General features: G+C 73.5%; 9 protein-coding genes. 3 read left to right on the forward strand and 6 right to left on the reverse strand.

Going from position 1 to position 12,810, the window contains the following annotated elements; genetic code table 11:
• Window positions 1-3: 3 nt before the first annotated feature.
• The 5 genes from ACI79I_RS21955 to ACI79I_RS21975 all read right to left on the reverse strand — a co-directional run bounded on the left by ACI79I_RS21955 (window position 4) and on the right by ACI79I_RS21975 (window position 6,641).
• On the reverse strand, window positions 4-363 hold the full coding sequence (locus tag ACI79I_RS21955) for a non-heme iron oxygenase ferredoxin subunit (RefSeq protein ID WP_456994446.1): 360 nt from the start codon (window positions 361-363) through the stop codon (window positions 4-6).
• Entirely contained in the window at window positions 360-1,685 is a 1,326-nt protein-coding gene (gene sufD, locus ACI79I_RS21960; protein ID WP_456994447.1) for a Fe-S cluster assembly protein SufD, read from the reverse strand. Before sufD ends, ACI79I_RS21955 begins: the two co-directional genes overlap by 4 nt.
• Entirely contained in the window at window positions 1,685-3,127 is a 1,443-nt protein-coding gene (gene sufB / locus ACI79I_RS21965) for a Fe-S cluster assembly protein SufB (RefSeq protein ID WP_456994448.1), read from the reverse strand. Before sufB ends, sufD begins: the two co-directional genes overlap by 1 nt.
• Entirely contained in the window at window positions 3,124-3,978 is an 855-nt protein-coding gene (locus tag ACI79I_RS21970) for a helix-turn-helix transcriptional regulator (RefSeq protein WP_456994449.1), read from the reverse strand. The genes sufB and ACI79I_RS21970 overlap by 4 nt, the downstream gene beginning before the upstream one ends.
• Window positions 3,979-4,097: 119 nt before the next feature.
• Window positions 4,098-6,641: an ATP-dependent Clp protease ATP-binding subunit gene (locus tag ACI79I_RS21975; RefSeq protein ID WP_456994450.1), complete on the reverse strand. Its 2,544-nt coding sequence runs from the start codon at window positions 6,639-6,641 to the stop codon at window positions 4,098-4,100.
• 138 nt (window positions 6,642-6,779) lie between these two features.
• Between ACI79I_RS21975 and ACI79I_RS21980 the strand changes: the two genes are divergently transcribed.
• The gene (locus ACI79I_RS21980) at window positions 6,780-7,691 is read left to right on the forward strand and encodes a COX15/CtaA family protein (RefSeq protein ID WP_456994451.1); all 912 of its coding nucleotides are present in this window, start codon (window positions 6,780-6,782) and stop codon (window positions 7,689-7,691) included.
• A 266-nt stretch (window positions 7,692-7,957) separates the two neighbouring features.
• Here the strand turns inward: ACI79I_RS21980 and ACI79I_RS21985 are convergent, their stop codons facing one another.
• Window positions 7,958-8,878, reverse strand: coding sequence for a heme o synthase (locus tag ACI79I_RS21985; protein WP_456994452.1), 921 nt, complete (start codon window positions 8,876-8,878; stop codon window positions 7,958-7,960).
• A 362-nt stretch (window positions 8,879-9,240) separates the two neighbouring features.
• On the opposite strand from ACI79I_RS21985, the gene tkt reads away from it, so the two are divergent.
• Together tkt and tal are read left to right on the forward strand one after the other, a co-directional pair.
• Window positions 9,241-11,454, forward strand: coding sequence for a transketolase (tkt, locus tag ACI79I_RS21990; RefSeq protein ID WP_456994453.1), 2,214 nt, complete (start codon window positions 9,241-9,243; stop codon window positions 11,452-11,454).
• Window positions 11,455-11,538: 84 nt separating this feature from the next.
• Entirely contained in the window at window positions 11,539-12,639 is a 1,101-nt protein-coding gene (gene tal, locus ACI79I_RS21995; RefSeq protein ID WP_456994454.1) for a transaldolase, read from the forward strand.
• The last annotated feature ends 171 nt before the right edge of the window (window positions 12,640-12,810 follow it).

A 12,810-nucleotide genomic window follows, 5' to 3' on the forward strand; every position in this document is an offset into this window, starting at 1 on the left:
TCCTCAGTTGCGGGCCGCGGTAGAGGGAAGATCGACGACGTCGGCGGTCACATCGACGTAGACGTCCTCTCCCTCGACCCGGACCGGGTAGACGGGCACCGGCTCGGTGGCCGGCAGGTTGGTGGGCTCGCCGGTGCGCAGGTCGAAGCACGACCCGTGCAGGTAGCACTCGATGGTGGGGGCGCCGTCGAACTCCTCGACGTCGCCGTCGGTCAGCGGGACCTCGGCGTGCGAGCAGAGGTCCTCGATCGCGTAGACCTCGCCCTCGAAGCGGACGACGGCGACGTCCACGTCGGCGAGCTCGACCCGCAGCGAGCCGTTCTCGGGCACCTCGGACAGCGCGCACACCCGCTCGAAGCTCACGCCTGGACCTCCACCGGCTGGTCCTCCAGCCCGGGGAGGGCGCCGAGGCGGGCCTCGATGGAGCCCATCAGGCGGTCCTGCAGCTCGGGCAGGCCGATGCGCTGGACGACGTCGGCGAAGAAGCCCCGGACGACCAGGCGACGCGCGGTCTCGGCGTCGATGCCCCGCGAGCAGAGGTAGAACAGCTGCTCGTCGTCGAACCGGCCGGTGGCGCTGGCGTGGCCGGCGCCGACGATCTCGCCGGTCTCGATCTCCAGGTTCGGCACCGAGTCGGCGCGGGCGCCGTCGGTGAGCACCAGGTTGCGGTTGAGCTCGTAGGTGTCGGTGCCGGTGGCCGCCGGGCGGATCCGGACGTCGCCGATCCACACCGTGCGCGCCTTCTCGCCCTGCAGCGCGCCCTTGTAGAGGACGTTGCTGGTGCAGTTGGGCACGGCGTGGTCGACCCACAGCCGGTGCTCCTGGTGCTGGGTCTCGTCGGCGAAGTAGACGCCGTAGAGCTCCGCCGTCCCGCCGGGGCCGGCGTACTGGACGTTGCTGACCAGTCGGACGAGGTCGCCGCCGAGGGTGACCACGACCTGCGTGAGCGTGGCGTCGCGGCCGACGACGGCGTCGAACTGGCCGCCGTGGACCGTGCCCGGCGCCCAGTCCTGCACGGAGACGACGGTCACCTGCGCGCCGTCCCCGACGAGGACGGCGACGCCCCCGGAGTACCGCGCCAGTCCGGCGTGGTCGAGGACGACCGTGGCCTTGGCGAAGGCGCCGACCTCGACCACCAGTTGGCCCCACACGACGTCGTCGGAGCCGGTGCCCGACAGCCGCAGCGTGACCGGGCGGTCGAGCTGGGCCTCGGCCGGCACGCGGACGACGGCGGCGCCGCCGCTGCGCTGCCGGGTGAGGGCGGCCAGCCGGTCGACCGGCTCGGGCAGCCCCTTGATCAGCGGGTCGTCGGCCTCGACGCTGCTCAGCTCGACGCCCTCGGGCAGGTCGGTGTCCCACTGCAGGTGCGCGTCGGACGGCGCCCCCTGCAGCAGCGGCCGGATCCGGCGCATCGGGGTGAAGCGCCACTCCTCCTCGCGGCCGGTCGGCTCGCCGAAGGCGTCCGGGTCGGTGGAGGTGAACCGCTCGGCCGGGGAGCCGGTGGGCACGGGGCCACCGTGCGAGTGCGCGCCCGGGGTGGCCCGGCCGGCCGTGGCCGTCTCCGAGGCCGGGGTGGTCGGCGGACCGGCCTGCGCACCCACGCCGGGGGCGAACAGCTCGCCGGCGAGGGTGGCGGGCGCGACCGCGACGTCCTCGGTGGTGCTGGGGGTCTCGGGGGCTGACATCAGCCGACGGCACCTTCCATCTGCAGCTCGATCAGGCGGTTCAGCTCGAGGGCGTACTCCATGGGCAGCTCGCGGGCGATCGGCTCCACGAACCCGCGCACCACCATCGCCATCGCCTCGTCCTCGGACAGGCCCCGGCTCATCAGGTAGAACAGCTGGTCGTCGCTGACCCGGGAGACCGTCGCCTCGTGGCCCATCGCGACGTCGTCCTCGCGGACGTCGACGTAGGGGTAGGTGTCCGACCGGCTGATCGTGTCGACGAGCAGGGCGTCGCACTTGACCGTGGACCTCGAGCCGTGGGCGCCCTCGTCGATCTGGACCAGACCGCGGTAGGAGGTCCGGCCGCCGCCGCGGGCCACCGACTTCGACACGATCGTCGAGGAGGTGTTGGGCGCCGCGTGCACCATCTTGGCGCCGGCATCCTGGTGCTGGCCCTCGCCGGCGAAGGCGATGGAGAGCACCTCGCCCTTGGCGTGCTCGCCGGTCATCCAGACCGCCGGGTACTTCATGGTGACCTTGGAGCCCAGGTTGCCGTCGACCCACTCCATGGTCGCGCCCTCGTGGGCGATCGCCCGCTTGGTGACCAGGTTGTAGACGTTGTTCGACCAGTTCTGGATGGTCGTGTACCGGCAGCGGGCGTTCTTCTTGACGATGATCTCGACGACCGCCGAGTGCAGCGAGTCCGACTTGTAGATCGGCGCGGTGCAGCCCTCGACGTAGTGCACGTAGGCGCCCTCGTCGACGATGATCAGCGTCCGCTCGAACTGGCCCATGTTCTCGGTGTTGATCCGGAAGTAGGCCTGCAGCGGGATCTCCACGTGCACGCCCTTCGGCACGTAGATGAACGAGCCACCCGACCACACCGCGGTGTTCAGCGCAGCGAACTTGTTGTCCCCGGAGGGGATGACCGAGCCGAAGTACTCCTTGAAGAGGTCCTCGTGCTCCTTGAGCGCCGTGTCGGTGTCGAGGAAGACGACGCCCTGCTCCTCGAGGTCCTCGCGGATCTTGTGGTAGACGACCTCGGACTCGTACTGGGCGGCGACACCGGCGATCAGCCGCTGCTTCTCGGCCTCCGGGATGCCCAGCCGGTCGTAGGTGTTCTTGATGTCCTCGGGCAGCTCGTCCCACGAGGTCGCCTGCTGCTCGGTGGAGCGGACGAAGTACTTGATGTTCTGGAAGTCGATCCCGGACAGGTCCGAGCCCCAGTCGGGCATCGGCTTCCGGTCGAACAGCTTGAGGGCCTTGAGCCGCCGCTCGAGCATCCACTCCGGCTCGTTCTTGCGGCGCGAGATGTCCCGGACGACCTCCTCGTCCAGGCCACGGCGGGCGGAGGCCCCGGCGACGTCGGCGTCAGCCCAGCCGTACTGGTAGCGGCCGAGCTGCTCGATCTGCTCGTCCTGCGTCAGCGGCGTGCTGGTCACCGGCTGCTGGGTGCTGGTCATGCGGGCGTCCTCTCCCGGTCGAACGTGTGAGTGGAGCTGGTGGACGGTGCGGTGCGCTGGGTGGCCGGTGCCGGCCGCGCTCCCCGCTCACCTGGTACAGGGCGCGCGGGGGCCGATCTGTTCCCCGCGCGGGTGTGGTCCCGGCCGCTCGCCCCCATCCTCAGCGGGCCGGGGATGTGGGTGGTGCAGACGCCGTCGCCGTGGGCGATCGTGGCCAGGCGCTGTACGTGCGTACCCACCAGCCGGCCGATCACCGCCGTCTCGGCCTCGCACAGCTGCGGGAACTCCGCCGCCACGTGCGCCACCGGGCAGTGGTGCTGGCAGAGCTGCCCGCCGCTGGAGATCGCCGAGGCCGAGGCAGCGTAGCCCTCGGCCGTCAGCGCCGCGGCGAGCACCTGGGCCCGGTCGACGGGGGCACCGGAGCCGGCGGCCAGCGCGACCGGGGACGAGCAGCGCTGCTCCAGGCCCGACAGCTGCTGCTCGGCCACCGCCCGGACCGCGTCGGGCCCGCCCTGGGCGGCGACGAAGCGCAGCGCGGTGAGCGCGAGGTCGTCGTAGGCGTGCGGGAAGGCCGACCGGCCGGCGTCGGTCAGGTGGAACAGCCGGGCGGGCCGGCCGCGGCCGCGCGGAGCGCCCGGCGCCTGCCGCTCCTCGACGCGGCCGGTGGCCACCAGGGCGTCGAGGTGCCGCCGGACGGCGGTCGGCGAGACGCCGAGCCGGCCGGCGAGCTCGGTCGCGGTCTGCGGCCCGTGCTCGAGCAGGAGCGCGGTCACGCGGTGGCGCGTGCGCCGGTCGTCGGCGGTCGCCGACGACCGGGGCGCGCCGCCCCCCTGCACCCCGTCGCTTTCCACAACACAAGTGTTGCCTATTTCCGGGGCTCCGCAAGCAAGGATGACCTAAGTCCCGGTGCACCCGGGACCTGCGGCGATGGCCGGCCGCGGCGACCCGCGGCCGACCTGTGACGAGGACCTCACCCGGCCGGGGCCGACGCGGCCCCGGCGGGCGCGCCCACGGCGAAGTCGAGGGCGCCGTCCCGGACGCCGACCGTCACCCGGCCGCCCGACGCCAGCCGCCCGTCGAGCAGCAGCCGGGCGAGCGGGTTGTCGACCTCCCGCTGGATGGTGCGGCGCAGCGGCCGGGCGCCGAACTGCGGCTCGAAGCCGTGCTGGGCGATCCAGGCCACCGCCTCGTCGCTGAAGGTCACCTCGATGTCCTGGGCCGACAGCCGGCGGCGGGTCTCCTCGAGCAGCAGCCGGGTGATCTGCGCCAGCTGGGCCTCCTCCAGCTGGGAGAAGACGACGATCTCGTCGATCCGGTTGAGGAACTCCGGCCGGAACGACTCGCGCAGCCGCCGCATGAGCCGGTCGCGGAGCCCCGCGTCCGACGACGCGCCGTCGCCGGCCCCGAAGCCCAGCGGGGCGTTGCGGCCCTGGATGAGCTCCGACCCCAGGTTGCTCGTCATGATCAGCACGGTGTTCTTGAAGTCCACCGTCCGGCCCTGCGAGTCGGTCAGCCGGCCGTCGTCCAGGACCTGCAGCAGGGTGTTGAAGACGTCGGGGTGGGCCTTCTCGATCTCGTCGAGCAGCACCACCGAGTAGGGCCGGCGCCGCACCGCCTCGGTGAGCTGCCCGGCGTCCTCGTAGCCCACGTACCCGGGCGGTGAGCCGACCAGCCGGCTCACCGTGTGCCGCTCCTGGAACTCGCTCATGTCCAGGCGGATCATCCGGTCCTCGTCGCCGAACAGCGCCTCGGCCAGCGCCCGGGCCAGCTCGGTCTTGCCGACGCCGGTCGGACCGAGGAACAGGAAGCTGCCGATCGGCCGGTCCGGGTCCCCGAGACCGACGCGGGAGCGGCGCACGGCCTCGGCCACCACGCGCACCGCGTCCTCCTGGCCGACGACGCGCTCGTGCAGGTGCTCCTCCAGCCGCAGCAGGCGTTGCACCTCCTCCTGGGTCAGCTGGTTGACCGGGATGCCGGTGGCCCGGGAGACGACCTCGGCGATGTCCTCCACGCCGACCTCGGGGATGCCGGCGGGACGGGTCCCGCCACCGCGGGCCTGCTCCAGCCGCGACTGCGCCTCGGCCAGCTGGTCGCGCAGCTCCGAGGCGCGCTCGTACTGTTCCGCGGCGACCGCCTGGTCCTTCTCGCGCTGCAGCTGTTCCACCTCCTGCTCGAGCCCGCGCAGGTCGGTCGGTGGCATCCGGACCCGCCGGCGCACCCGCGCCCCGGCCTGGTCGATGAGGTCGATCGCCTTGTCCGGCAGGTGCCGGTCGGTGATGTACCGGTCGGAGAGCTCCACCGCGGCACGGATGGCGTCGTCGGTGAACCGGACCTCGTGGTGGGCCTCGTAGCGGTCGCGCAGGCCGCAGAGGATCTGCACGGTGTCCTCGACGCTCGGCTCGGGCACCAGGATCGGCTGGAAGCGGCGCTCCAGGGCCGCGTCCTTCTCGATGTTGCGGCGGTACTCGTCGAGCGTGGTGGCGCCGATGATGTGCAGCTCGCCGCGGGCCAGCGCCGGCTTGAGCATGTTCCCCGCACCACCGGAGCCCTCCGAGGCCCCGGCGCCGACGACGGTGTGCAGCTCGTCGATGAAGACGATGACCTCGTCGCTGTGCTCGCGGATCTCGTCGATGATCTTCTTGATCCGTTCCTCGAAGTCACCGCGGTAGCGGGTGCCGGCCACCAGCCCGGTGAGGTCGAGCTCCACCAGCCGCCGTCCGCGCAGGGTCTCGGGGACGTCGCCGTCGACGATCTGCGCGGCGATGCCCTCGACGATCGCCGTCTTGCCCACGCCGGCCTCACCGATGAGCACGGGGTTGTTCTTCCGCCGCCGGGAGAGCACCTCGACGGTCTGCTCGATCTCCGGCTCCCGGCCGATCACCGGGTCGATCTGGCCGTTGCGGGCCATCTCGGTGAGGTCGCGGCCGTACTCGTCCAGCGTCGGGGTGTTCGACGGCGGCTGCCCCCCGCCGCCGGGACGCCCGGCCCCGGGCTGGACCCCGCCCATGGCGGCCTGCTGGAGCGCCTCGGGGGTGACGCCGCGGTCCCGCAGCACCCGGCCGCCCGGGGAGTCGGGGTTGACGGCGAGGGCGAACAGCAGGTGCTCGGGCCCGATGTAGGTGGAGCCCAGCGCCCGGGAGATGCGGTGCGCGTCGAGCAGCGCGCGCTTGGCGGCCGGGGTGAGCGACGGCGGCTCCTGGCGGGGCTCGCCCCGCCGCAGCTGACCGTCGAGCTGGGCGCGCAGCTGGTCGGGGTCGGCGCCGGCCCGGGCGAGGAACTGACGGGTGGTCTCCTCCCCGGCCATGGCCCACAGCAGGTGCTCGGTGTCCAGGTCGGCGCTGCCCGCGGCGGCCGCCTGCCGCGCGGCGGCGTTCACCAACTCCCGGGCCTGCTGGCTGAGGAACTGGGTGATGTCGACGCGCTGCCGCTGCGGAGGCTGACCCCCGCCGAGGTAGCGGGCGAAGAAGTCGTCGAAGGGGCTGCCGTAGGGGCCGGGGAAGAAACCGCTCGTCATGACGTCCGTCCGTGTCGGGGGTGTGCACCGCACGCGTCTCCTCGCGCGCTGCACGGTCGCCGCTCCCCTACCCGTGATGGTCCCGGATCACCATCGGGCACCGCCGGAGCGAGGCGGCCGACCGCCTAGCATCGGGACGTGCCGGTCTCCCCTGCCGTCCTCTCGCGCCTCGCCCTCGCCAACGCCGTCGCCAACGGCGCGATCGTCCTCACCGGCGGGGCCGTCCGGCTGACCGGGTCCGGGCTGGGCTGCCCCACCTGGCCGCGGTGCACCGACGAGAGCTTCATGGCCACCCCCGAGCTGGCCGGGCACGGCGCCATCGAGTTCGGCAACCGGCTGCTGACCTTCGTCCTGGCCGCCGTGGCGATCGCCACCGTGGTCGCGGTGTTCCGCTCGACGCGGCGGGACCTGCGCGGCCTCGCCGTCGTCTCGTTCCTCGGCATCCCCGCCCAGGCGCTGCTCGGCGGCGTCACCGTGCTGACCGGGCTGAACCCGTGGACGGTGGCGGCGCACTTCCTGCTCTCGTCGGTCCTGGTGGCCCTGACGACGGTGCTGTGGCTGCGCTCCCGCGAGCCGGGGGTCGGCCAGCTGCTGGTGCGCCGCCCGTTCGCGCTGCTGGTCAACGGCATCGGCGTGGCCACGGCCGCCGTCCTGGTGCTCGGGACGGTGGTGACCGGCAGCGGTCCGCACAGCGGCGACCCCGAGGCCGGCCGCACCGGCTTCGACCCCGAGCTGGTCAGCCAGCTGCACGCCGACGTCGTCTTCCTGCTCCTGGGCCTGACCGTGGCGCTGCTGGTCGCCCTCCACGCCACCGACTCCCCCGGCCGCGTGAAGCAGGCCGCCCGGGACCTGCTGGTGGTGCAGGTACTGCAGGGCGTCGTCGGTTACGTGCAGTACTTCACGCACCTGCCCGTGGTCCTGGTGCTCCTGCACATGCTCGGCGCGGTGCTGGTCACGGCGTTCACCGCCCGGCTGGCCTGGTCGGTCCGCGGCCCGGCGTCCGAGCTGCCGCTGGCGGCCTCCTCCGTCCCCGCGCCCGCCACCCGCTGAGGCGCGGGGCCGGCTCGGCCGGCAGGCGCCACCCGTGGTCGCCGGCCGGGCCCACCGTGTCGTCGCCGGACCACCGTGTCGTCGCCGACCACGCCGTACACCGCCGGACCCACCGTGTCGCCGCCGGACCCACCGTGTCGTCGCCGGACCCACCGCGTCGTCGCCGACCACGCCGTACACCGCGACGTCGGCGACCACGAGCCGCGTCCGGCGGGCGGGAGGGTGCCGCCCACCGCGGGAGAGCACGACGTCCCCGCGGGACCGGCTCAGACCAGGACGTCCACGATGATCGCGACCGACAGCAGCGCCATGTACGAGATCGAGATGTGGAACAGCTTCATGGGGCGGGTCTCGGCGCCCGAGCGGATCCGGTCGAGCAGCCGGTGCGCCTCGATCGCGAACCACAGGCCCAGGCCCGCCGCGGCCACGGTGTAGATCCAGCCGATGCCGACCGCGGCACCGACCGGCCACAGCAGCAGCGAGACCGCGACGGTCAGCCAGGTCCAGACGACGGTCTGCCGGCCCACCGACAGCGGGGCGGCAACCACCGGCAGCATCGGGACCTCGGCGCGGGCGTAGTCGGACCGGAAGCGCATCGCCAGCGCCCAGAAGTGCGGCAGCTGCCAGCAGAAGACGACGCCGAAGAAGACCACCGCCGGCCACGCCAGCGACCCGGTCACCGCGGCCCAGCCGATGAGCACCGGCGCCGCCCCGGGCACGCCGCCGAACAGGGTCGAGTGCCGGGTGTGCCGCTTGAGCACCATCGTGTAGAGGACCGCGTAGTAGACGATCGCGCCCAGCGCCAGGACCGCGGCCAGCGTCGTGGTGGTGGCCGCCAGCAGGGCGACCGACAGCACGGTCAGCACCAGCCCGAACAGCAGCGCACCCCGCGGGCTCACCTCGCCCATCGGCAGCGGCCGGCGCTCGGTGCGGTGCATCAGCCGGTCGATGTCGCGGTCGTACCAGCAGTTGAAGACGTTGGCCGCGCCCGCGGCGAGCGTGCCGCCGACCATCGTGGCCAGCAGCAGCCGCCAGGAGGGCCAGCCGCGCGCGGCGAGCATCATGGCCGGGACCGTCGTCACGAGCAGCAACTCGATGATCCGCGGCTTGGTCAGCGCCACGTAGGCCTTGACCGTGCCGGAGAGGCGGCGGGCCTGGACGGCCGGCCGCTCGGACAGCGCCGTCACCGCGAGGCTCCGGTCGCGCGGGAACGTGGGCAGGGCACCACCGGGCACCAGGACAGCACGGGGTCCCTTCCGAGCGGGGACAGCAGAACGCGTTCACTGTATCCCCCGCCCCGGACGCGGGCCGGTGGGCATGACCAGCGTCTCGTTCCCCGCGAGCGGACTAGGGTCGACCACGTTGGTGCTGCGCACGCAGCGGGTAGGGCCGACGTCGACGACGACGGTGCGTCCAGGTCCGGCGCCCCGGGTCCGGTGCGCGGGAGGCCGGTCGCTGGAGCCGCGCACCGTCGTCCGCCCGCGGTCGGTCGGTCCACACCGTCCCGGGCGGTCCCGCAACCGGTCGACCCCCGAGGAGCACGCGAGACATGGGAACCCGAAGCACTGAGTCCGAGGCTCCGGCCGAGGCCGCGACCGACGCCCCGACCGGCGATCCGCGCCAGCCGCACCCGACGCTGCCCGAGGGCTTCGGCGACCTCGACCGCCGCGCGATCGACACCGTGCGCGTCCTGGCGATGGACGCCGTCCAGAAGGTCGGCAACGGCCACCCCGGGACGGCGATGAGCATGGCCCCGACCGCCTACCTGCTGTTCCACAAGTGGCTGCGGCACGACCCCAGCGACCCGAACTGGGTGGCCCGCGACCGCTTCATCCTGTCGATGGGCCACTCGAGCCTGACGCTGTACATCCAGCTCTACCTCTCCGGCTACGGCCTGGAGCTCGCCGACCTCGAGGCGCTGCGCACCTGGGGCTCGAAGACCCCGGGCCACCCCGAGGTCAACCACACCCCGGGCGTGGAGACCACCACCGGGCCGCTGGGCCAGGGTGTCGGCAACGCGGTGGGCATGGCGATGGCCGCCCGGCGCGAGCGCGGCATGCTCGACCCCGACGCCCCCGAGGGCCAGAGCCTCTTCGACCACACCATCTGGTGCTTCGCCTCCGACGGCGATCTGGAGGAGGGTGTCAGCGGCGAGGCGTCGTCGCTGGCCGGGACGCAGCGGCTGGGCAACCTCGTCCTGGTCTACGACGACAACCGGATCTCCATCGAGGACGACACGAACGTCGCCTTCACCGAGGACGTCGGCAAGCGGTACGAGGCCTACGGCTGGCACGTGCAGCACGTCGACGACGGTGAGGACCTCGCCGCCGTCGACGCCGCCTTCGCCGCCGCCAAGGCCGAGACGAGCCGGCCGTCGATCATCGTGCTGCGGACGATCATCGCCTGGCCCGCGCCGAACAAGCAGAACACCGGCGCCGCGCACGGCTCCGCCCTCGGCGAGGACGAGGTGCGGGCCACCAAGGAGATCCTCGGCTTCGACCCCGAGCGGACCTTCCAGGTGGACGACGAGGTGCTCGCGCACGCCCGCTCGGTCGTCGACCGGGGCCGCGAGGAGCACGCCACCTGGCAGGAGCGCTTCGACGCCTGGGCGCAGCAGGACCCGGAGCGGGCCGCCCTGCTGGAGCGGATGACCACCCGGAGCCTGCCGGAGGGCTTCGCCGCGGAGCTGCCGAGCTGGGACGCCGACCCGAAGGGCGTGGCCACCCGCAAGGCCTCCGGCGAGGTGCTCGCGAAGCTCTACCCGGCGCTGCCGGAGCTGTGGGGCGGGTCGGCCGACCTGGCGGAGAGCAACAACACCGCGGTCAAGGGTGAGCCCTCGTTCCTGCCCGCCGACCGGCAGACGAAGATGTGGTCGGGTGGTCCCTACGGCCGCTCGCTGCACTTCGGCGTCCGGGAGCACGCGATGGGCGCGATCATGAACGGCATCGCCCTGCACGGCGGGACCCGCGTCTACGGCGGCACCTTCCTCACCTTCTCCGACTACATGCGCGGGGCGGTGCGACTGGCCGCGCTCATGCAGCTGCCCGTCATCTACGTCTGGACCCACGACTCGATCGGCCTGGGTGAGGACGGCCCGACGCACCAGCCGATCGAGCACTTCGCGGCGCTGCGGGCCATGCCGGGGCTCGACGTCGTCCGGCCCGCGGACGCCAACGAGGTCGCCGTCGCCTGGCGGACGATCCTCGAGCACAACGACCGCCCGGCCGGCCTGCTGCTGTCCCGGCAGAACCTGCCCGTGTTCGACCGGACGGAGTTCGGCGCCGCGGACGGCGTGGCCCGCGGGGCCTACGTCCTGGCCGAGGCGTCGAACGGCACCCCCGAGGTGATCCTGCTGGGCACCGGCTCCGAGGTGCAGATCGCGGTGGCCGCCCGGGAGCGCCTGGAGGCCGACGGGGTCCCGACCCGCGTGGTCTCGGTGCCCTGCGTCGAGTGGTTCGCCGACCAGGACCAGGCCTACAAGGACGCGGTGCTCCCGCCGTCGGTCCGCGCCCGCGTGAGCGTCGAGGCGGGCGTGCCGATGGGCTGGCGGGAGTTCGTGGGTGACGCCGGCCGGATCGTCGGCCTGACCCACTACGGGGCCAGCGCCGCCTACAGCGTCCTCTACGAGGAGTTCGGCCTCACCGACGAGGCCGTCGTGACCGCGGCCCGGGAGAGCATCGAGGCGGCGCGGTCGGGCGCCGCCGTCCCGGCCGGCCCGGTGCCGGCCACCGGCGGGCTGCCGCACCCCACCGGCGACCGATGAAGGACCCCGTCCCACCCACCTCGGCACGCTCGGGGCGGGACCCGGGACGGGGCCACCACCACACCAGCCCGAAAGGGGCCTGACATGGCACAGAACGAGAAGCTGGCCGAGCTGTCGTCGGCCGGGGTCGCCGTCTGGCTCGACGACCTGTCCCGCGACCGGATCCGCAGCGGGAACCTGCAGTCGCTGGTCGACGAGTACTCCGTCGTCGGCGTCACCACCAACCCGACGATCTTCGCCGCGGCGATCAGCGGGTCGGAGTCCTACGACGACCAGCTGCACGCCCTCGCCGTCCGCCGGGTGAGCGTCGAGGAGGGGCTGCGGACCATCACCGCCGCCGACGTCCGGGACGCCTGTGACCTCCTCGCCCCGGTGGCGGCGAGCCGGCCCGGCGACGGCCGGGTCTCCCTCGAGGTGGCGCCCGGCCTGGCCCACGACACCGACGCCACCGCGGCCGAGGCGGCGCACCTGTGGTGGCTGGTCGACCGGCCCAACCTGTACATCAAGATCCCGGCGACCCAGGCCGGCCTGCCGGCGATCACGACGTCCATCGCCCGCGGCATCAGCGTCAACGTCACGCTGATCTTCAGCCTCGAGCGCTACCGGGCGGTCATGGACGCCTACCTGTCCGGCCTGGAGCAGCGGGCGGCCGACGGCGGATCGCTCGACGGCATCGCGTCCGTGGCGTCGTTCTTCGTGTCCCGCGTGGACAGCGAGATCGACAAGCGGCTGGACGCGGCGGGGGCCGACGCCTCGCTCAAGGGCAAGGCGGCCCTGGCCAACGCCCAGCTGGCCTACCAGGCCTACGAGGAGGTGTTCTCCTCCGACCGCTGGAAGGCGCTGGAGGCCAAGGGTGCCCGCCCGCAGCGGCCGCTGTGGGCCTCGACCGGCGTGAAGAACCCCGACTACCCGGACACGCTCTACGTCAGCGAGCTGATCGCCCCCGGGACCGTGAACACGATGCCGGAGAAGACCCTCAAGGCCTACGCCGACCACGGCAGCCCCGGCACCCCGGTGCAGAAGACCTACGACGACGCCGCCGCGACCATGGCGGCGATCGCCGACGCCGGGGTCGACCTCGACGACGTCTTCCGGGTCCTCGAGGAGGAGGGCGTGCAGAAGTTCGTCGACTCCTGGGACGAGCTCACCGAGTCGGTGCGCACCCAGCTGGAGGACAAGGCGTGACCTCGGGGTCCTCCCCCGCCGGGGGCGACGACCCCCACCCGATCCGGTCGCGGGGGGGGGGGGGGGGGGGGGGGGGGGGGGGGGGGGGGGGGGGGGGGGGGGGGGGGGGGGGGGGGGGGGGGGGGGGGGGGGGGGGGGGGGGGGGGGGGGGGGGGGGGGGGGGGGCGGGGG

This window comes from Geodermatophilus sp. SYSU D01105, from assembly GCF_054050095.1.

What these genes read in the sequence shown, in the direction of transcription:
- sufD (WP_456994447.1), bottom strand. Translation starts at nt 1,685, where the DNA reads ATGTCAGCCCCCGAGACCCCCAGCACCACCGAGGACGTCGCGGTCGCG.
- ACI79I_RS21975 (WP_456994450.1), bottom strand. Translation starts at nt 6,641, where the DNA reads ATGACGAGCGGTTTCTTCCCCGGCCCCTACGGCAGCCCCTTCGACGAC.
- tal (WP_456994454.1), top strand. Translation starts at nt 11,539, where the DNA reads ATGGCACAGAACGAGAAGCTGGCCGAGCTGTCGTCGGCCGGGGTCGCC.
- tkt (WP_456994453.1), top strand. Translation starts at nt 9,241, where the DNA reads ATGGGAACCCGAAGCACTGAGTCCGAGGCTCCGGCCGAGGCCGCGACC.
- sufB (WP_456994448.1), bottom strand. Translation starts at nt 3,127, where the DNA reads ATGACCAGCACCCAGCAGCCGGTGACCAGCACGCCGCTGACGCAGGAC.